The organism is Nocardioides zeicaulis (assembly GCF_042432345.1).
Taxonomy (GTDB): domain Bacteria; phylum Actinomycetota; class Actinomycetes; order Propionibacteriales; family Nocardioidaceae; genus Nocardioides; species Nocardioides zeicaulis.
The window spans coordinates 284,924-304,404 of sequence record NZ_JBHLXH010000002.1; the positions used below are offsets into that span (position 1 = coordinate 284,924).

Here is a 19,481-nt window from a genome sequence, read left to right on the forward strand (position 1 = left end):
CCGGCGTTCGCCTACGAGATCAGCCACATCATGAAGAGCGGCCTCGAGCGCATGTACGGCGCCGACGCCGAGGACGTCATCTTCTACCTCACCGTCTACAACGAGCCCGTCTCGCAGCCGGCGGAGCCCGCCGACGTCGACGTCGACGGGATCCTCAAGGGCATCCACAAGGTCGCCACGGCCGAGGGCGAGGGCCCGCGGGTCCAGCTGATGGCCTCCGGCGTCGGCTACCCGTGGATCCAGGACGCGGCGCGCATGCTCGCCGAGGACTGGGGCGTCCGGGCCGACCTGTGGTCGGTGACGTCGTGGAACGAGCTGGCCCGCGACGGCGCCGCGGCCGAGCAGTGGAACCTGCTCAACCCCGGCTCCGACAAGCGCACCGCCTACGTCAGCGACAAGCTGGCCGGGGTGCAGGGACCCGTCGTGGCGGTGTCGGACTACATGCGGGCCGTGCCGTTGCAGATCGCGCGCTGGGTGCCGGCCGACTACCGCGTGCTCGGCGCCGACGGCTTCGGCTTCGCCGACACCCGTCCGGCCGCCCGCCGGTTCTTCCACATCGACGCCGTCAGCGTGGTCGTCCAGGCCCTCCAGGCCCTCGCCGACGCCGGCGAGGTCCCGGTGGAGAAGGTCGTGGAGGCCGCCGAGCGCTACCGCATCGACGACCCGACCCATACCCGCGACATCAAGCAGGAGGGCGGTGACGCCTGACCGGCGTCGCCCCTCGTACGACCACCTGGTGGGTCACCTCTCCCGCGCGTAGTGCGCGGGAGGGTGGCCCACCAGCTGCGTGAAGGCCCGGATCAGGTGCGACTGGTCGGCGTAGCCCAGCTGCGCGGCCAGGCCGGCCCAGTCGACCTCCTCGTCCCCGTGCGCTGCGGCCACCACGTCGAGCAGCCGGAACCGCTGCACCACCCACTTGGGGCCGATGCCGACGTGGCTGCGGAAGCGGCGCTGCAGGGTCCGCAGGCTCACCCCCGCCAGCTCGGCGAGCTGCTCGGCGCGCACGAGCGAGGTGTCGTGCTCGGCGCGCTCGACCAGCGCCGCCAGGGGCGCCACGAGCGGGTCGTCCTCACGCGGCAGCGAGGCCAGCCACCGGCCCAGCACCGCGGCGCCGTCCTCGGGCCGCTCGCAGGCCAGGACCTCCTCGGCGACCGGGCGGTCGTCGAGGCCGAGGAGCTCGCCGGCCGGCACCTCCCGGCCCTCGAGGGCGCTCACGTCGCCGCGCAGGACCGGGCGGAACCCCGCCGGGCGGAAGCCGGCGGCGACGGTGTGTCCCGCCCCCTCCAGGCGACGCCGGAACATCCGCGGGTGCACGCCGTGGACCAGCAGCCGGGGCGTGGAGCCGACGCGCTCGGCGCACACGTGCACGACCGGTCGCGGGACGACCTCCTGCTCGTGCGGCTCGGGGGCGTCCCAGCGCACCCACCAGAAGTAGTCGACGAGCCCGGCGAGCTCCTCACCCGGCTCCGAGCGCCCGATCTCGATGCGCTGCTGCGCACGGCTCGGGCGCAGCACCGCGGCGTCGACGCGTCCGGCTCGGGTGGGCACGGATCCAGCGTAGGCCCGGCGGGTGTCGCCTTTGTCCAAGCCCGGCGGCCGGCTCGGCGCGAGGCTGGGGCCGACGAGCACGACACGACGAGTGAGGAGCAGACGTGGCTGAGCACGACCTGACGGCGCGGATCGCGATGGTGACGCTGGACTGTGCGGAGGTGGCACCGTCCGCCGACTTCTGGTCGGCCCTGCTGGGGTGGGAGGTGACGGCGAGCTCGGAGGACTACGCCATGCTCACCGCCCCGGGCGGTGGACCCGCCCTCGGCCTCGGTCGCGTCGAGGACCACCAGCCCCCGTCGTGGCCCGACGAGGGCGGGCGCAAGCAGTTCCACCTCGACCTCGCGGTGGACGACCTCGACGCCGCCGTCGAGCGTGCCGTGTCGCTCGGGGCGCGGCTGGCCGACCCGCAGCCGGGTGAGACCTGGCGGGTGCTGATCGACCCGGCCGGGCACCCGTTCTGCCTGACCGACGCTGCCAGTTGGGGGTGATCCCCGGCGGCGGCCTCAGGCGCCGGTCGCGCGCACCGGGTGGACGGGCGCCAACGGCGCGTCGCCCGCCTCGGCCTGGACGGGCGGAAGGGGCGCGCCCTCCTCGAGGAGGGCGCGCCAGCGCTCGCGGTCGTAGGTGCTGGGCGCGGTCGTGCGGATGAAGTCGCGCACCACCTTGACGAACCGCTCGGGGTGGTCCTTGTGCGGGAAGTGGCCGGCGTTCGGGATCACCTCGACGCGCGCGGTCGGCGCGAGGGCGCGGGCGTTGTCGGCGTGGTCGACGGGCACGACCTGGTCGTCGGCGCCCCAGATGACGCACATCGGCATCGCCTCGGTGAGGTAGGCGCGGTCGGCCATCGTGACGACCTGGCCGCGCCAGTCCACCACCGCGCGGACGACGTGGCGGATCGCCGCACGGGCGCGGGGGTCGGCGAACGAGTCGTAGATGTCGGCGACCTCGTCGAGGTCGCGCAGCTGCCGCACGCCGCTGCGCGAGAGCACCCGCATGGCCGTCGTGGTGGCGTGGCGCAGCCCGGGGAGCGCCAGCACGCCCATGGCCTGCTGGAAGCCCGGCGTGGTGATCGCACGGATCGCGGGGCTGACCTCCGGGCCGAGGCCGCCCGACCCGACGAGGACGAGCCGCTCGGTGCGCTCGGGGTACTGGTAGGCGAACTGCATCGCCACTCCCCCGCCGAAGCTGTGTCCGACCACGGTCGCGGAGTCGATCCCGAGGATCGTGAGCAGGTCGCGCATCCCGTTGGCGTAGCCGCCCACGCTGTAGTCGGCCCGCGGCTTGTCGGACGCGCCGTGGCCGAGCAGGTCGGGCGCGATGACGGTGTGGGTGCGCGCCAGGGAGTTGATGACCGGGTCCCAGGTGGTGTGGTCGCAGCCGAGCCCGTGGAGCAGCAGCACCGCCGGGCCGGACCCGCGCCGCACGAAGGCGCGGCGGTGCCCGTGCACGGTGACGTGCTGCAGGTCGGTGCTGGTGCTGCGACGGGGCACACGGACTCCAGACGGACTCCCGACGGACGCCGGGGACGGCGGGGATGAGCCAGGATTCAACCAGAACAGCGACGCTGGCGGGGTCACCCCGACCGGCGGGACGCGCACTGTTGCGCGTTCGTGACCGACGCTCCGCCGTTCGTGGGAACCCCACTACAGTCGACCTCGTGCCCCCGTCCCGTCGCCGCGCCGCAGAGGCGCTCCGCAGCTCGAGTGGCGCCCTCAGCACGGCCGCCACCGGGCGGATGGCCACCGACCTGCCGTGGTTCGACGACCTGAGCGCCGAGGACCGCTCGTGGGTCGGGCTGATCGTCCAGGCCGGCATCCGGGGCTTCGTCGACTGGTACGACCGCGAGGTCGAGCCGAGCTCCCACGACCCGCTCGACGTCGTCGTCTTCGGCGCCGCGCCCCGTGAGCTGACCGGCGTGATCTCGCTGCAGCAGACGGTCGAGCTGGTGCGGCTGAGCATCCGGGTCGTCGAGACCAACATCGACGCCCTGCTCGACCCCGAGGACGCCCGCGAGGTGCACGACGCGGTGCTCCGCTACGCCCGCGAGGTCGCCTTCGCCACGGCCGCCGTCTACGCCCGGGCCGCGGAGTCGCGCGGCGCCTGGGACGCCCGGCTCGAGGCCCTGGTGGTCGACGCGGTCGTGCGCGCCGAGGCCGACGAGACGGTGCTCTCGCGCGCCAGCGCGCTCGGGTGGGGCGCGCACGGCGACGTGGCCGTGGTCCTGGGCGCCACGCCTCCGCACCGCGCGGAGCTCGACGTCTTCGAGTCCGTACGCCGCTCGGCGCGCGCCGGCGGGATGGACGCGCTGTGCGCCACCCAGGGCGAGCGGCTCGTCGTCGTGCTCGGCGGCGTCTCCGACCCGCTCGCGGCCGCGACGCGGCTGCTCGACCACTTCGCCGACGGGCCGGTGGTCGTCGGTCCCGTGACGGCCGACCTCGCCCACGCCAGCGCGTCGGCGCGCGCCGCGCTCTCGGCCTACCGCGCCGCGAGCGGCTGGCCGGACGCCCCGCGCCCGGTCGCCAGCCGGGACCTGCTCCCCGAGCGCGCGCTGGCCGGCGACGGCCACGCCCGGCGCCACCTCGTCGACGAGGTGTACCTCCCGCTCGTGGCGACCCGCGGCACGCTGCTGGAGACCCTCGGAGCGTGGTTCGAGCACGGCGCCTCGATCGAGGGCACCGCCCGCGCCCTCTTCGTGCACCCCAACACCGTGCGCTACCGGTTGCGGCAGGTCGCCGAGCTGACGGGCTGGTCACCGACCCGCCCGCGCGAGGCGTTCGCGCTGCAGCTCGCGCTGATCCTCGGCCGGCAGTCCGGCCGCACAGAGTTGTAGGAACCCCACAAACTTCTGGGGGTGAGTTTCGTCGGCGTCGGACCCGCGCCCGGGGAGCCCGACCCGGCAGAGTGGTCACGTGCTCGTCATCGTCGCCCCCGGTCAAGGGGCCCAGACCCCCGGTTTCCTCACGCCCTGGCTCGAGGACCCCGTCTTCGCCGCCCGGTTCGAGTGGCTCTCCACGGTCGCCGGCATCGACCTGCCGCACTACGGTACCGAGGCCGACGCCGACACCATCCGCGACACCAAGATCGCGCAGCCGCTGCTCGTGGCCACCGGGCTCGTGGCGGCGCTCGACCTGTTCCCCCACCCGGCCGACGCGTTCGCCCGCATCGGCGCCGTCGCCGGCCACAGCGTCGGCGAGCTGACCGCCGCCGCGGGCGCCCGCGCCATCACCGCCGAGCAGGCGATGGTCCTGGTGCGCGAACGCGGCAACGCGATGGCCGAGGCCGCCGCCACCACCGCCACCGGCATGACCGCCGTCCTCGGCGGCGCCACCGACGAGGTGCTCGCCGCGATCGAGGCGCAGGGGCTGACCGCCGCCAACGACAACGGCCCCGGCCAGGTCGTGGCCGCCGGCACCATGGAGCAGCTCGCCGCCCTCGCCGAGGCCCCGCCCGCCAAGGCCCGGCTGATGCCGCTGAGCGTCGCCGGCGCCTTCCACACCCACCACATGTCGCCCGCGGTGGACCGCCTCGGCCGCCTGGCGCAGTCGGTGTCGACGCACGACCCCCGCACGCCGCTCATCTCCAACCGCGACGGACAGGTCGTCCACGACGGCCGCGAGGTCCTGCGCCGGATGGTGGGCCAGATCGCCAACCCGGTGCGCTGGGACCTCTGCCTGGAGACGATGAGCGACCTCGGCGTCACCGGCATCCTCGAGATGCCCCCCGCCGGCACGCTGACCGGCATCGCCAAGCGCGCGCTCAAGGGGGTCGAGACCTTCGCCCTCAAGACGCCCGACCAGCTCGACGACGCCCGCGCCTTCTGCGACAAGCACGGTGAGGCCTCGCAGATCGAGACCACCCCGACCTGGCGGATGATCGTCTCGCCGGCCAAGGGCACCTTCCACCTCTCCTCCGAGGCCGTCGAGCGCGACGTGCTGGTCCCGGGCGCCACGATCGGCGCCGTCGCGAGCCTGCGCGACCGCACCGACATCACGGCCCCGCACGGCGGGTCCGTCGTGGAGTGGCTCGTCGAGGACGGCGACCTCGTCTCCCCCGGCCAGCCGCTGCTGCGCCTGCACCCGGAGGGGACCGCCTGATGGCGCCGATCGCACCCTCCACCGGAGCCCCCCACAGCCGCATCATGGGCATGGGCTCCTACCGCCCCGCGCGCCTGGTGCCCAACTCCGAGGTCGTCGACGCGATCGACTCCAGCGACGAGTGGATCCAGCAGCGCTCCGGGATCAGGACCCGCCGCTGGGCCGGCCCCGAGGAGTCGGTCCAGATGATGTCGGTCGAGGCGTCGAGGATCGCCATCGAGCGTGCCGGCCTCGAGGTCGGCGAGATCGACTGCATCGTGGTCGCCACCGTGAGCCACCTGCTCCAGACGCCCGCCGTCGCGACGGCCATCGCCCACGAGCTCGGCACCGACGGCGCGGCCGCGTTCGACATCTCCGCCGCCTGCGCCGGGTTCTGCCACGGCATCGCCATGGCCTCCGACATGGTCCGCGCCGGCAGCGCCCGCCACGTCCTGGTCATCGGCGTCGAGCGCCTCACCGACATCCTCGACCTCACCGACCGGGGCACCGCGTTCATCTTCGCCGACGGCGCCGGTGCGGCCGTGGTCGGCCCGAGCGACACCCCCGGCATCGGCCCGGTCGTGTGGGGCTCCGACGGCGAGCAGTTCGACCTGATCCGGCAGCGCGAGGACTGGCGCGACGTCGTCGGCACCGACACCCAGCCCGGCTCCGGGGTGATGCCCCACCTGACGATGCAGGGCAACCCGGTCTTCCGCTGGGCGTCGTTCGCGATGGCCAAGATCGGGCAGCAGGCCCTCGACGCCGCCGGGGTGTCGCTCGACGAGCTCGACGTCTTCGTGCCCCACCAGGCCAACATGCGCATCATCGACGCGATGGCGCGCTCGATGAAGCTGCCGGCCTCCGTGCGCATCGCCCGCGACGTCGCCGACCAGGGCAACACCTCCGCCGCCTCGGTCCCCCTCGCGCTCGACCGGATGATGCTCGAGGGCGAGGCCCGCAGCGGCGACACCGCCCTGCTCATCGCCTTCGGCGCCGGCCTGGCGTACGCCGCCCAGGTCGTCACCGTCCCCTGACCGCTCCACCCCCAGATCCAGCCCGAAGCAGCACCCACCACCAGAAAGGGAGGCCCATGGCCACCACCGAAGAAATCCGCGCCGACCTCGCCGACATCGTCAACGAGGTCGCCGGCGTCGACGCCGCCGACGTCCAGCTGGACAAGTCCTTCGTGGACGACCTCGACGTCGACTCGCTCTCCATGGTCGAGGTCGTCGTGGCCGCCGAGGAGAAGTTCGGCGTGACCATCCCCGACGACGAGGTCAAGAACCTCAAGACCGTCGGCGACGCCGTGGCCTACATCGAGCGCGCCCAGGGCTGAGTCCCGCCCGGCGCCGCGGGCGGTCGAGCACCCTCGACCGCCCGCGCGTCCGGAACCGCCCCACCTCGACCCACCCCCTTGCGAGAAACGGAAACCACCACGATGCCCACGACCCGCGTAGTCGTCACCGGACTCGGCGCCACCTCCCCCGTCGGCGGCGACGTCCCCTCGACCTGGGAGGCCCTGCTGGCCGGCACCTCGGGCATCGCACGCCTCGACGACGCGTGGGCCGCGGACCTCCCGGTGAAGATCGGCGGCCGGGTCGCCGTCGAGCCCTCCGAGGTGCTCGAGCGGGTCAAGGCCCGCCGCCTCGACCGCTCCAGCCAGTTCGCGATGGTCGCCGCCGAGCAGGCGTGGGCCGACGCCGGGCTCGAGGGCTCCGGCCTGGACCCCGAGCGCCTCGGCGTCGCGGTCGCCTCCGGCATCGGCGGCGTCACCACGCTGCTGGCCAACTACGACACCCTGCTCGAGAAGGGGCCGCGCCGCGTCTCGCCGCTGGCCGTCCCGATGCTCATGCCCAACGCCCCCGCGGCCAACGTGAGCCTGCGCTACGGCGCCCGCGCCGCCGTGCACGCCCCCACCTCGGCCTGCGCGTCGGGCAACGAGGCGATCGCGATGGCGATCGACATGATCCGCCTCGGCCGCGCCGACGTCGTGCTCGCCGGCGGCGTCGAGGCCGCCATCCACCCGCTGCCGATGGCTGCGTTCGCGAACATGATGGCGCTGTCGAAGACCGGCAGCGAGGACGGCGGCGACCCCACCGCGGTCTCGCGCCCCTGGGACTCCGCCCGCGACGGCTTCGTCCTCGGCGAGGGTGGCGCCGTGCTCGTCCTCGAGTCCGAGGAGAGCGCCCGCGCCCGCGGCGCGACCATCTACGCCGAGGTCCGCGGTGCCGGCATCTCCAACGACGCCCACGACATCGCCCAGCCCGACCCCGAGGGTCGCGGCGGCACCCGCGCCATCCAGATGGCCCTGCGCGAGGGCGACGTCGACCCCGCCACGGTCGTCCACGTCAACGCCCACGCCACCTCGACCCCGAAGGGCGACATCGCCGAGGGCCTGATGCTCCACACCGTCCTCGGCGAGCACGTCGACCGCTGCGTCGTCACGAGCACCAAGTCGATGACCGGGCACCTCCTCGGTGGCGCCGGTGCGCTCGAGGCGGTCGCGACCGTGCTGGCGTTGCGCGACCGGGTCAGCCCCCCGACGATCAACCTCGACCACAAGGACCCCGAGGTCGACCTCGACATCCCGACCTCGCGCCGCGACCTGCCGGCCGGCGACGTGGTCGCCCTCAACAACTCCTTCGGCTTCGGGGGCGCCAACGTCGCCGTCGCCTTCGGCAGCATCTGATCCGTCCTCGGAAAGGTCCCACCACCGTGACTGCCACCGCCGCGAAGCCCACCAAGCTCCCCCGCGAGGAGGACCCGCGCAACCCGGTCCACCGCCTCACCGCGCTCCTCGACGAGGGCACCCTCGAGCTGATCACCCCCGACGACGACTCCGGGATGCTCGCCGCCGTGGGCCGCGTCGACGGCACGTCGGTGGTCGCCTTCTGCAGCGACGCCACCGTCATGGGCGGCGCGATGGGTGACGTGGGCTGCCGCGTGGTCGTCGACGCCTACCACCGCGCCATCACCGACGGCGTGCCGATCATCGGCCTGTGGCACTCCGGCGGCGCCCGCCTGGCCGAGGGCGTGCTCTCGCTCCACGCGGTGGGACGCATCTTCCAGGTCATGACGCAGGCCTCCGGCGTCATCCCGCAGGTGTCGGTGGTGCTCGGCCCGGCGGCGGGAGGGGCGGCGTACGGTCCCGCGCTGACCGACGTGGTCATCCTCGGCCCCGAGGGGCGCATCTTCGTGACCGGCCCCGACGTCGTCCGCTCGGTCACCGGCGAGGACGTCGACATGCTCCGCCTGGGCGGTCCCGAGCCGCACGGGCGTCGCTCGGGCGTCGTGCACATCCTCACCGAGTCCGAGCGCGAGGCGCTCGACCGGGCCCGCACGGTCGCCTCCCTGCTCGGCGCGCAGGGCAGCCTCGACGTCGACGCGGTCGACGACCGCGACCTCGGCGCCCTGCTCCCGGAGTCGAAGAAGCGCGCCTACGACGTGCACCCGCTGGTCGAGGGCCTGCTCGACGAGGGCACGGTGCAGGAGCTGCACGCCCGCTGGGCGCCCAACATCGTCACCGCCCTCGGCCGCTTCGGCGGCCGCACCGTGGGCGTGGTCGCCAACAACCCGCTGCGCCTCGGCGGCTGCCTCGACTCGCTCTCGGCCGAGAAGGCGTCGCGGTTCGTGCGGATGTGCGACGCGTTCGGCGTGCCGCTCGTCGTCCTCGTCGACGTCCCGGGCTACCTCCCCGGCGTCGGCCAGGAGTGGGACGGCGTGGTCCGCCGCGGCGCCAAGCTCCTGCACGCCTTCGGCGAGTGCGTCGTCCCGCGGATCACGCTGGTGACCCGGAAGACCTACGGCGGCGCCTACATCGCGATGAACGCCCGCTCGCTCGGCGCCACCCGCGTGTTCGCCTGGCCCGGCGCCGAGGTGGCCGTGATGGGCGCCGTGGCCGCCATCCGGGTGCTGCACCGGCGCAAGCTCGCCGAGGTCTCCCCCGAGATCCGGCCCCAGGTCGAGGCCGAGCTGGCCGCGGAGCACGAGCGCATCGCCGGCGGCGTCGACAAGGCGGTCGAGATCGGCGTGGTCGACGAGGTCGTCGAGCCCACCCGCACCCGCAGCGCGATCGCCGCGGCCATGCGCCACGAGATCGACACCGTCGGCGTGCGCCGCGGGCAGCACGGCAACATCCCGCTCTGACGCCGCCGCACCTCACCCGCCGGCGTAACGCACGTCACACCGGCTCGTTGCACCTCCAGACCCACTCGGAGGTGGTCCCATGCCGAGCTTGCTCGTGACCGCGGCGCTCACCGCGTCGGCGTTGCTGCCGCTGCCACCGCTCCTGCCCGCCACGCCCGACCCTGCCGCCCAGCCGCCGGCCCAGGCGAGCGTGTCGGCCGCCGTCGACGCGCCCGACGGCCGGCTCCGACGGGGGTGCCGGGACTACGCGCTGACCTACGCCGTGACCGTCCCCGACGGCGACTGGTCCCTCGACCTGTCCACCCGGGACCGCCGCGGCAAGGGAGTCAGCGCGCAGTCGCTGCTCGGCCCCAACGACGCGGAGTCGGGGGTGCTGCCGTTCCGCCTGTGCCGTCGAGCGACGGTGCCGGGGCTGTTCACCGTCACCGGTGTGCTCACCTGGTACGACGGTGACCAGCAGACCACCGCGTCGGTCGGCGACACCTTCCGCCTGCGCCGTCCCCGGCGCTGAGGGAAGGCGGTCACGCCGCTCGCGACGTGCACCCCTCAGGCCTCGGGCGGGAGAGATCCTGTCGACACGACGTGCTCGGCGACCGAGAACAGCTTGACGTTGTGGTGGGAGGAGATCCGCTTGAGCACGTTGAAGGCCTGCTCGGAGGTCAGGTCGAACCGGGCCCGCAGGATGCCGGTCGCCTCGCCGATGAGCTGGCGGCTGCTCAGCGCCGTGTGCATCTGCTCGTGCCGCACGGTCGAGCTGAGGGCGACCGCGGCGTGGGCGGCCAGGACCATCGCGTCGAGGCGGTCCTGGGCGGAGAACGCGTCGGGCCCGGAGGCGTAGAGGTTGAGGGTGCCGACGCTGGAGGTGTCGGTGAACAGCCGGTAGCCGAGGTAGGACCGCATCCCGGAGCGTTCGGCGGCAGCCGGACCCCAGGCGGGCCAGGGGTCGCGGTCGGTGAGGTCGGGGACGTAGATGACGTCCCTCGTGGTCAGCGTGCTCACCGAGGGGCCCTCACCCAGCTCGCGCTGGAGGTCGTCGAGCGGCTGGAGGTGGGAGTGGGTGTGCGCGCACGAGTCGTGCTCGCCGTCGCGCAGGACGCACACGCCGGCGATGTCGCACGGCCCGATCAGGTCGACCGCCGCCTCCGCGATCTGCTGCAGGGTCTCGCCGCTGTCGCGGCTGCCGGACATCGCTCGCGCGGCGTCCGCGAGTCGACCGTTGAAGTCGAGCGAGTCCATCAGCACATTTCCTCCCGGGCACAGCAGATGGCGAGAGCGTACCCACCCGACAGTGGCTCAGCGCTCGACGTAGGCCATCGAGCGCAGGCCGCGCTCGAGGTGCCACGACAGGTACGCCGAGACCAGCCCGCTCGCCTCGCGGAGGTGGCGCGGGTCGGCGGCGTGCACGACCGGCCAGTCGCCGACGAGCAGCGCCGCGAGCAGACGGACGGTCTCGGCGGCCGGGGTCGCGGAGCCGGGCAGCTTGTCGGCCGCGCACATCACGCCGCCGGCCGAGGGGTTGAAGAAGCGGTGGGGGCCCTCCACGCCGCACTGCACGCAGTGGTCGAACGACGGCGCGTAGCCGGCGACGGAGAGCGAGCGCAGCAGGTAGGAGTCGAGGACCTGGCCGGCCGGGTGCTCGCCGGCCGACATCGCCCGGAGCCCACCGACGAGCAGCAGGAACTGCTGGACGGCCGGCTCCTTGTCCTCGGTGACCAGGCGCTCGGCGGTCTCGAGCATGACCGTGCCCGCGGTGTAGCGGTCGTAGTCGAGGCCCAGCCGCGAGTGGAACGGGTCGAGGGTCTCGGCCTGGGTGATCACGTCGAGGCTGCGTCCCTCGGCGAGCTGGAGGTCGACGTGGGTGAACGGCTCGAGCCGCGAGCCCCAGCGCGAGGTGGTGCGGCGCACGCCCTTGGCCACCGCGCGCACGCGGCCGTGACGGCGCGTCAGCAGGGTGATGATGCGGTCGGCCTCGCCCAGCTTGTGGGTGCGGAGCACGACCGCCTCGTCGCGGTAGAGGGGCACCTCGCCATTCTCCCCCACCGCCCACGCCGGAGCGCGCTGGACGGGTCAGCGTTTCCGGCGACGTGCCGCCCGCGGCTCCCGGGCCGGCGCCCAGCAGTCGAGGGCGAAGTCGGTGGCGGCGGCGGTGAGGCGCTCGGGCCGGAACCGCCACTCCAGGATCGAGGAGGCGCGCTCCATCCGGACGTGGGGCAGCTCGGCGGCCAGCATGTCGGCGTCGACGAAGGGGTGGATCGGGTCGACCGGGTGGCCGACCACGAGCGTGGGTGCCTGGATGCCGCGACGCTGGCGGGTGGAGGGTGCGACCCGGCCGAAGATCACTCCGTGCAGCATCGCCGCCGTCGTCTCGGCCCGGTGGTCGACGGTGTCGAGCGCGACCCCGGCCCAGAACGGCACCAGGCCGCGCGGCACCGACCGGGCCGCCCGCTGGAGCGCGTTGGCGGTGAAGGGCAGGTAGCGCGCGGTGAGCATGATCGGCACGAACGCCAGGATCCCGGCGACCAGCGCGTTGTCGAGCACCGGCATCTCGATGACCAGGCCCCGGACCCGCTCGGGGGCGATCACCGCGACCTCGAGCGCGACGTTCGCGCCCAGCGAGCTGCCGCCGATGACGGCCTGCTCGGCGCCGAGGTGGTCGAGCAGCGCGACCACCTGCTCGCCGAAGGCCGTCATCGAGTAGACGAGCGGGTCGGCCGGCTGGTCGGAGCGACCGTGGCCGAGCAGGTCGAGGGTCACGACGTGCAACCCCCGGGCCGCCATCGCCCGGGCCAGCGGCTGCTGCATCCGACGCGGCATGAGCAGGCCGTGGAGCAGCACCACCCACTCGTCGCCGGAGCCGTACTCGGTGTACTCGAGGCGGTCGCGCCCGCCGTCGGACTCGACGAAGAGCTGACCGATCCGCTCGCTCACCAGCACGAGCCGAATGTAGCCCTCCTCAGCCCGCGCGGCCGAACGTCTCGCAGCGGCCGTCGTCCCACACGACCAGCCCGGTGCGCCCGGTGCGGGTGGCGAGCCAGGCCAGCGCGCCCGCGCCGAGGGCGTACGCCGCCGTGGCGTCGACGTCGGCCCAGGTGAGGTCCGGGCCGACCACGGTCACCTGCGCCACGCCCGCGGCCGCGCGGCCGGTGCGCGCGTCGACGATGTGGGCGCCCCGGTGCGCGGCGCCGGAGCTGGCGACCGCGCCGTGCCGCACCGGCACCCGCGCGACCAGGCGGGTCGGGTCGTGCGGGTCCTCGATGCCCACGACCCACGGGTCGCGCGCCGGGTCGGCGACGTGACAGACCATGTCGCCGCCAGCGGAGAGGCACACGTCGGTGTCGTCGAGGGCCAGCAGGGTCCGGGCCGCCCGTTCGACCGCCCAGCCCTTCACCACGCCGCTCGGGTCGAGGACCGGGCGGCCGTCGGGGCCGCGACGGCGTACGTCGAAGGCGCCGCCCGACTGGACCTTGGCCACCTCGCCGATGGCCAGCACCTCGGCCAACTCCGGCGGGCAGTCGGCCAGCCCGAGCTCGCCGCGGCCGAGCCGGCTGACGTGGGAGTCGGCGCGGTAGGGGGAGAACACCCGGTCGACGTCGCGCAGGGTGGCGACCGCCTCGAGCCAGGCGCGCTCGCCCGCGGCCGTGGTGGCGTGGCGGCCCCGCAGCGCCAGGCTGACCGGCATCCCCATCACGTGCACCACCTGCCGCGTCGTGTGGAGCCGGGTGGCCGTCGCGGCAGCAGCAGCGGTGGTCACAGTCCCGCCCGGTCGAGCGCGCTCTGCAGCGACTGGACGTAGCCGGTGCTGGTGAAGGTCGCGCCGCTCACCATGTCGATCGAGCTGCTCTGCGCGGAGACGGTCTCGTCGGTGAGCACCGGCAGCGCGTAGCCGCTGATCTGCGAGCTCCGCGGGTCACCGGAGGGGTACTGCAGGACGGACACGGAGGTGACCTCCCCGCCGCTCACCGAGAGCTGCACCTGCACCGGGCCGTAGCGGGTCTGCACGACGTCACCGGCGACCTGCGTGGTCGAGCCGGGGCTGCGGCTCGCCGCGGAGCCGGCCACCGTCCCCGACGAGATCACCGTCTCGGACTGCGAGGCGACCGTCGCCGACGTGGAGGTGTGGTAGCCCAGGAGCAGGACGAGCAGCGTCACGGTGGTCGAGGCCCAGGCGATGATGCGGCGCACCCCGCTCACCACCCGAAGCTCTCGACGTGGACGCGGCGGGCCGGGACGCCCAGCGCCAGGCAGCTGCGGCGGACGGCGTCGGCCCACGGGCCAGGACCGCAGACCCAGACGTCGCGGTCGGCCAGGTCGGGCACCCAGTGGTGGAGCAGCGCGGTGTCGTCGGCGTCCGGTGCCTCGCCGAGCCACGAGTCGGGGTGCCGGCGGCGGCCGGGCAGGTCGAGCACCTGCAGGCCGCGGGTCGCGGCGAGGTGGGCCAGCTCGCCGGCGAGGAGCGGCTCGCTCGTCCACCGGTGCAGCAGCACCGCCTCGCCCGGGGCGTACTCCAGGCCCTCGGCCAGCGCACGCAGCGGGGTGATGCCGACGCCGGCGCCGATCAGCGCGACCCTGCGACGGGTCCGCACCCGCGGGGTGAGCCGGCCGTACGGGCCCTCGACCGCGACCCGGCTGCCGGGCTCGAGGCGGGCCGCAGCGCTGCTGCCGTCGCCGGCGTGCTTGACGGTGACCCGCAGGCTGCGGCCGTCGGGGGCGGCCGAGAGCGAGTACGGGTTCGCGCGGGTCCAGCCCTCGCGGTCCAGGAAGCGCCAGTTGAAGTACTGGCCGGGCGCGACCCGCATCCGGTGCAGGTCCCGGCCGACGAGGTGGACCGACACGACGTCGGGTGCTTCGTGGACGACGGCGGCGACGACCAGCTCGTGGCGCAGGGTGCGGAACAGCGGGAGCGCGACGCGCCACACGAGCACCGCCACGGCCGTGGCACCCCACGCCGTCCACCAGAACAGGGTGCGGCCCGGCGAGGAGGTGAAGCTGGCGCCGGTCCACAGCTGGTGCGGCAGGGCCAGCGCGACACCGAGGTAGGCGTAGAGGTGCATCAGGTGCCACGACTCGTAGCGCAGGCGGCGCCGCGCGGCCCGCAGGCTGGTCACCACGACCATCACCAGCGCCAGCGTGCCGGCGGCGGCGAGCGGCATGCCGGGGCTGTCGAGCACCAGCTGCCACAGCATCGCGGGGGCCTGCCGCACCTCGCCGGCGGCGTAGCCCCACGTGACGAGCACGACGTGCGCCAGCATCAGGGTGAAGGACGAGAAGCCCACCCACCGGTGCAGGTGCACCAGCCGGTCCTGGCCCCAGGCGCCCTCGACGAGCGGCACGCGCGCCATCAGCAGCACCTGCACCAGCAGCAGGACCGAGGCCACCAGGCCCGACCACTGCCCGACGGAGGTGAGCGCGGTGGCCCGCGACCCGAGGGCCGTGACGCCGCCGTCGGAGGCCCACCAGGAGGTGACGAGCAGCAGGGCGCCCCCCACCAGCGCCGTGGACGCGATCCGCACCATCCGGTCGGCGTGCGCCCGGGTGGCCCGCACGGGGGCCGGGTGCGGGACCCGGGCGGCGTCGAGGGTCGTCATGCCCTCACGATCGGCCGCCTCCCTGTGCCGTTGCTGTGAGCCGGTCCTGAGGAGCGTACGAGCCGGTCAGGCGCGGTTGACCGCGCTGACGACGGCCTTCAGCGACGCGGTGACGATGTTGGGGTCGAGACCGACGCCCCAGAGCACCTTCTCCCCCACCGCGCACTCGACGTAGGCCGCGGCGATGGCGTCGCCACCGGCCGACAGCGCGTGCTCGGCGTAGTCGAGCACCCGCACGTCGTGGCCCACCTCGGCGATCGCGTCGACGAACGCCGCGATCGGGCCGTTGCCCTCGCCGGTGAGCTCGCGCCGCTCGCCGTCGACGTGCACGCCCACGGTGAGCCGGTCCTTCTCCCCGGCCGCGCTGGAGGTGTGCACGGAGTCGAGCTGGAGGGGCGTCTCGCGGTCGAGGTACTCGGCGCGGAAGACCGACCAGATCTCCTCGGGCGTGATCTCGCCGCCCTCGGTGTCGGTGTGCTGCTGCACGACGCGGCTGAACTCGATCTGCGCGCGACGCGGCAGGTCGAGCTTGTGCTCGGACTTGAGCACGTAGGCGACGCCGCCCTTGCCCGACTGGCTGTTGACCCGGATGACCGCCTCGTAGGTGCGGCCGACGTCCTTGGGGTCGATCGGGAGGTACGGCGCCTCCCACGGCATCTGCGAGACGTCCACGCCCTGCGCGGCGGCGCGCCGCTCGAGGTCCTCCAGGCCCTTCTTGATCGCGTCCTGGTGGGAGCCGGAGAAGGCGGTGTAGACGAGGTCGCCGGCGTAGGGGTGGCGCGGGTGGACCGGCAGGTTGGTGCAGTACTCGACGGTGCGGCGCACCTCGTCGATGTCGCCCAGGTCGACCTGCGGGTCGATGCCCTGGCTGAAGAGGTTCATCGCGAGCGTGACCAGGTCGACGTTGCCGGTGCGCTCGCCGTGGCCGAACAGGCAGCCCTCGACGCGGTCGGCCCCGGCCATCAGGCCCAGCTCGGTGGCCGCGACCGCGGTGCCGCGGTCGTTGTGGGGGTGGAGGCTGATCGCGGAGTGCTGGCGGCGGGTCAGGCCGCGCCCGAAGTACTCGATCTGGTCGGCGTAGGTGTTGGGCGTCGACATCTCGACCGTCGCGGGCAGGTTGAGGATGATCTCGCGGCCGGGCTCGGGCTGCCACACGTCGGAGACGGCTTCGCACACGCTCAGCGCGAAGTCGGTGTCGGACTGGGTGAAGATCTCGGGGCTGTACTGGTAGCCGAAGTCCTCGGTGCCGACGATCGGGCCGAGCCGCTCCTCGGCGTACTTCATCACCATCTCGGTGCCGCGCACCGCGATGTTGCGGCACTCGTCGGGCGTGACGCCGAAGACGACGCGCTGGAAGAGCGGGGCTGTGGCGTTGTAGAGGTGGACGGTGGCGCGGGGTGCGCCGACCAGCGAGTCGACGGTGCGCTCGATGAGGTCCTCGCGGGCCTGCGTCAGCACCGAGATCTGCACGTCGTCGGGGATCCGGTCCTCCTCGACGAGCTTGCGGACGAAGTCGAAGTCGGTCTGGCTGGCGCTCGGGAAGCCGACCTCGATCTCCTTGTAGCCCATCGAGACCAGCAGCTCGAACATGGTGAGCTTGCGGGCGGGCGTCATCGGGTCGATGAGCGCCTGGTTGCCGTCACGGAGGTCGGTCGACAGCCACCGCGGCGCCTTCTCGACCTTCTTCGTCGGCCACGTGCGGTCGGGCACGTCGACGGGCACGAACGGCGTGTAGCGGGCGAACGGCATCGGGCTGGTGCCCTGCTGGTTGCTGGTGTTGCTCAGGTTGGTCATGACTTCCTCGGGTGCGTCAGTGGGGGCGACCGGCGCGCGCCTCACACCGCAACGAGGGGGCCGGGTCTCTAGGCCTCGTTGCGGCAGCGAAGGAGGAGGCTGCGCATCATGACGGGACCACCGTACGCCGTGCTCGCGCCCCCTGCAGCCGGATGTCCGGGGAGCGGACGCTCAGGCGCGACCGCGGGCCGCGTAGGACACGGCGTCGAGCTCGAACGGGCCGGGCCCGAGCCGGCGGCGCAGCGCGGCCTCCAGCCGGTCGCGCCCGCCGTCGCCGAGCGCGGCGAGCGCCTCGCCGACCGGGCCGACGCCGTGCAGGAAGGGCTCCCACCACTCCTCGAAGGTCGGGTGGGCGACCGTCACGACCATCTCCTCGCACTCCACGTGGCGCAGGCCGGCGCCCTCGAGGACCGCCACGAGGCCGGCCCGCGAGCCGACCGGGAAGTCGCGCTCCCCCGGGTGGTCGGGGGCGACCTCGGCCATCGCCTCCCAGATCGGGCGCATCGGGGCCCGGTTGTTGCCGAGGTCCCACACCGTGGCGCCGACCCAGCCGTCGCGGCGGGTGACCCGCTTCATCTCCGACAGCCCGCCCACCGGGTCGGTCATGAAGTGGACGACGAGGCAGGCGGCCGCGACGTCGTGGACGCCGTCGGCGAAGGGCAGCGACTCGGCCGCGCCGAGGCGTACGTCGACGCCGGGGAACCGCTCCCGACAGGCCTCGACGAACGGCTGCGAGGGGTCGATGGCCGCGACGTGCGTCGCGCCGAGGCGGGCGACCAGCGGCTCGGTCAGCGCGCCCGGCCCGCAGCCCACGTCGAGCGCGTGCTGGCCCGCCTCGACCTCGAGGAAGTCGGCGAACCGGAGCGCGAGCGGACGGGAGTAGCGACCCATGAACCGGTCGTACGCCTCACCTGCGACATCGAAGCCCACGTCGCCGACGCTACTCGCCTCGTAGGCTCTCGTCATGCCCACTTTGTTGGTGGTCCACCACTCGCCGACCCCCTCCGTCGCGGCCCTGACCGAGGCCGTGCTGGGCGGTGCCACCGACGACGCCGTCGAGGGCGTCGAGGTGGTGGTGCGCCCGGCGCTGGAGGCCCGTGCCGACGACGTGCTCGCGGCCGACGGGATCCTGCTCGGCACGCCCGCCAACTTCGGCTACATGAGCGGCGCGCTCAAGCACTTCTTCGACACCGTCTTCCTCGGCGTCGGCGGCGCGCTCTCCGACGACGGCTCGGCCGGCTCGGCGAGCGGGGGTCGCAAGCCCTACGGGCTCTACGTGCACGGCCGCTACGACACCGCCGGCGCCGTGCGCTCGGTGCAGTCGATCGTCGGTGCGCTGCCGTGGCGCCAGGCCGCTCCGGTGCTGGAGGTCCTCGGCGAGGTGGGCGAGGCGGAGCGCGAGCAGGCCCACGAGCTGGGCGGGACCCTCGCGGCCCTGCTGGTGCCGGTGTCGTGAGCGCGCTCGTGCGCTCGCTGGCGTGCACCCTGGCGCTGCTGGCCGTCCTCACCGGCTGCTCGTCCGCCGACCCGGCTCCTGCCGCCGACACCCCGGCGCCGTCGACGGAGCCGTCCGCCGCGGAGGAGCCGCCGCCCGACCCGGGCCCGCGTCCGCGGCTGGGCGAGTGCCACCCGCTCTCCTTCCGGCAGGCCGTCACCGTCGCCGGCCGCACCGAGCCGGTCCCGTGCCGACGCCGGCACACCGCCGAGACCTACTTCGTCGGCCGCCTCGACCTCGAGACCGACGCCGGCCACGTGCGGCGCCCGGACTCCCGCGCCGCCCAGGCGCAGGCCCGCCGGGCGTGCACCGCGCGGTTGCCCCGCCACCTCGGTCGTACGCCGCGTGACCTGCGCCTGAGCATGGCGCAGGCGGTCTGGTTCACCCCAACCCCCGCGCACGCCGAGGCCGGCGCCGACTGGTTCCGCTGCGACGTGGTCGTGGTCGCCGCACCCCGCACGCTGCTGCCGCTGCCCCGTCGCACCAAGGGCTGGTCGGACGCCCCCGGCACCGCCATGTGCGCGACCGCCGCCCCCGGCAGCAAGGGCTTCCGCCGCGTCATCTGCCAGTCGCAGCACTCCTGGGTCGCCGTCGCGACCGTCGACATCCCCGGCACCCGCCTGCCGAAGGAACCCGCGATCTCGGCCCGGATGGAGACGCCCTGCCGCGACGCCGCGCGGTCTCGCGCCGGGGGCGCGCTCGACCTCACCTGGTCCCAGGAGAGCCCCACCCCGGACCAGTGGGCCGCCGGGCGGCACTACGGGATCTGCTGGGTGCCCGCCTGAGGACGCTCCCTCACCATCGAGCGGCCGCGCCTGTCCCGGGACCACTCCGCCC

21 protein-coding genes are annotated in these 19,481 nt (G+C 74.2%); 11 read left to right on the top strand and 10 right to left on the bottom strand.

Features of this window, described 5'->3' with window-relative positions; genetic code table 11:
• The coding region (locus ACFFJG_RS15865; protein WP_446686236.1) for a transketolase-like TK C-terminal-containing protein at positions 1–708 on the top strand (708 nt) is incomplete at its 5' end.
• A gap of 33 nt (positions 709–741) precedes the next feature.
• On the opposite strand, the gene ACFFJG_RS15870 is transcribed toward ACFFJG_RS15865, so the two are convergent.
• A complete protein-coding gene (locus ACFFJG_RS15870) occupies positions 742–1,548 on the bottom strand; it encodes a helix-turn-helix domain-containing protein (RefSeq protein WP_378519756.1) in 807 nt (268 codons plus the stop codon).
• A gap of 104 nt (positions 1,549–1,652) precedes the next feature.
• On the opposite strand from ACFFJG_RS15870, the gene ACFFJG_RS15875 reads away from it, so the two are divergent.
• A complete protein-coding gene (locus ACFFJG_RS15875) occupies positions 1,653–2,039 on the top strand; it encodes a VOC family protein (RefSeq protein WP_378519757.1) in 387 nt (128 codons plus the stop codon).
• A gap of 15 nt (positions 2,040–2,054) precedes the next feature.
• Here ACFFJG_RS15875 and ACFFJG_RS15880 read toward each other — a convergent pair whose 3' ends face one another.
• Positions 2,055–3,041: an alpha/beta fold hydrolase gene (locus ACFFJG_RS15880; protein ID WP_378519758.1), complete on the bottom strand. Its 987-nt coding sequence runs from the start codon at positions 3,039–3,041 to the stop codon at positions 2,055–2,057.
• 167 nt (positions 3,042–3,208) lie between these two features.
• Between ACFFJG_RS15880 and ACFFJG_RS15885 the strand changes: the two genes are divergently transcribed.
• The 7 genes from ACFFJG_RS15885 (at position 3,209) to ACFFJG_RS15915 (ending at position 10,281) form a co-directional block, all read left to right on the top strand.
• Positions 3,209–4,381, top strand: a complete 1,173-nt coding sequence (locus ACFFJG_RS15885) for a PucR family transcriptional regulator (protein ID WP_378519759.1) — start codon at positions 3,209–3,211, stop codon at positions 4,379–4,381.
• A gap of 79 nt (positions 4,382–4,460) precedes the next feature.
• Positions 4,461–5,645: an acyltransferase domain-containing protein gene (locus ACFFJG_RS15890; RefSeq protein WP_378519760.1), complete on the top strand. Its 1,185-nt coding sequence runs from the start codon at positions 4,461–4,463 to the stop codon at positions 5,643–5,645.
• The gene (locus tag ACFFJG_RS15895) at positions 5,645–6,658 is read left to right on the top strand and encodes a beta-ketoacyl-ACP synthase III (RefSeq protein WP_378519761.1); all 1,014 of its coding nucleotides are present in this window, start codon (positions 5,645–5,647) and stop codon (positions 6,656–6,658) included. The genes ACFFJG_RS15890 and ACFFJG_RS15895 overlap by 1 nt, the downstream gene beginning before the upstream one ends.
• Before the next feature lie 56 nt (positions 6,659–6,714).
• Positions 6,715–6,960 carry an acyl carrier protein gene (locus ACFFJG_RS15900; protein ID WP_378519762.1) on the top strand — a complete coding sequence of 82 codons (246 nt, stop codon included), beginning with the start codon at positions 6,715–6,717 and terminating at the stop codon, positions 6,958–6,960.
• A 102-nt stretch (positions 6,961–7,062) separates the two neighbouring features.
• The gene (gene fabF, locus ACFFJG_RS15905; RefSeq protein ID WP_378519763.1) at positions 7,063–8,313 is read left to right on the top strand and encodes a beta-ketoacyl-ACP synthase II; all 1,251 of its coding nucleotides are present in this window, start codon (positions 7,063–7,065) and stop codon (positions 8,311–8,313) included.
• A gap of 26 nt (positions 8,314–8,339) precedes the next feature.
• Positions 8,340–9,770 carry an acyl-CoA carboxylase subunit beta gene (locus tag ACFFJG_RS15910; protein ID WP_378519764.1) on the top strand — a complete coding sequence of 477 codons (1,431 nt, stop codon included), beginning with the start codon at positions 8,340–8,342 and terminating at the stop codon, positions 9,768–9,770.
• 79 nt (positions 9,771–9,849) lie between these two features.
• A complete protein-coding gene (locus tag ACFFJG_RS15915; RefSeq protein ID WP_378519765.1) occupies positions 9,850–10,281 on the top strand; it encodes a hypothetical protein in 432 nt (143 codons plus the stop codon).
• A 35-nt stretch (positions 10,282–10,316) separates the two neighbouring features.
• Here the strand turns inward: ACFFJG_RS15915 and ACFFJG_RS15920 are convergent, their stop codons facing one another.
• The 8 genes from ACFFJG_RS15920 to ACFFJG_RS15955 form a co-directional block, all read right to left on the bottom strand.
• Entirely contained in the window at positions 10,317–11,006 is a 690-nt protein-coding gene (locus tag ACFFJG_RS15920; RefSeq protein WP_378519766.1) for a GAF and ANTAR domain-containing protein, read from the bottom strand.
• A 57-nt stretch (positions 11,007–11,063) separates the two neighbouring features.
• Positions 11,064–11,792 carry a DNA repair protein RecO gene (gene recO, locus ACFFJG_RS15925; protein ID WP_378519767.1) on the bottom strand — a complete coding sequence of 243 codons (729 nt, stop codon included), beginning with the start codon at positions 11,790–11,792 and terminating at the stop codon, positions 11,064–11,066.
• Between the two features lie 45 nt (positions 11,793–11,837).
• The gene (locus ACFFJG_RS15930) at positions 11,838–12,698 is read right to left on the bottom strand and encodes an alpha/beta fold hydrolase (protein WP_378519768.1); all 861 of its coding nucleotides are present in this window, start codon (positions 12,696–12,698) and stop codon (positions 11,838–11,840) included.
• Between the two features lie 25 nt (positions 12,699–12,723).
• On the bottom strand, positions 12,724–13,521 hold the full coding sequence (locus ACFFJG_RS15935; protein WP_378519769.1) for an FAD:protein FMN transferase: 798 nt from the start codon (positions 13,519–13,521) through the stop codon (positions 12,724–12,726).
• The gene (locus tag ACFFJG_RS15940; protein ID WP_378519770.1) at positions 13,518–13,961 is read right to left on the bottom strand and encodes an FMN-binding protein; all 444 of its coding nucleotides are present in this window, start codon (positions 13,959–13,961) and stop codon (positions 13,518–13,520) included. Before ACFFJG_RS15940 ends, ACFFJG_RS15935 begins: the two co-directional genes overlap by 4 nt.
• A complete protein-coding gene (locus tag ACFFJG_RS15945; protein WP_378519771.1) occupies positions 13,958–15,355 on the bottom strand; it encodes a ferredoxin reductase family protein in 1,398 nt (465 codons plus the stop codon). The genes ACFFJG_RS15940 and ACFFJG_RS15945 overlap by 4 nt, the downstream gene beginning before the upstream one ends.
• A gap of 66 nt (positions 15,356–15,421) precedes the next feature.
• Positions 15,422–17,149: a 2-isopropylmalate synthase gene (gene leuA / locus ACFFJG_RS15950; RefSeq protein ID WP_378519772.1), complete on the bottom strand. Its 1,728-nt coding sequence runs from the start codon at positions 17,147–17,149 to the stop codon at positions 15,422–15,424.
• A gap of 171 nt (positions 17,150–17,320) precedes the next feature.
• Entirely contained in the window at positions 17,321–18,115 is a 795-nt protein-coding gene (locus tag ACFFJG_RS15955; RefSeq protein ID WP_378519773.1) for a class I SAM-dependent methyltransferase, read from the bottom strand.
• On the opposite strand from ACFFJG_RS15955, the gene ACFFJG_RS15960 reads away from it, so the two are divergent.
• Together ACFFJG_RS15960 and ACFFJG_RS15965 are read left to right on the top strand one after the other, a co-directional pair.
• The gene (locus tag ACFFJG_RS15960) at positions 18,114–18,605 is read left to right on the top strand and encodes a flavodoxin family protein (RefSeq protein WP_378519774.1); all 492 of its coding nucleotides are present in this window, start codon (positions 18,114–18,116) and stop codon (positions 18,603–18,605) included. The two genes, ACFFJG_RS15955 and ACFFJG_RS15960, sit on opposite strands and share 2 nt — an antisense overlap.
• Entirely contained in the window at positions 18,602–19,429 is an 828-nt protein-coding gene (locus tag ACFFJG_RS15965) for a septum formation family protein (RefSeq protein WP_378519775.1), read from the top strand. The genes ACFFJG_RS15960 and ACFFJG_RS15965 overlap by 4 nt, the downstream gene beginning before the upstream one ends.
• The last annotated feature ends 52 nt before the right edge of the window (positions 19,430–19,481 follow it).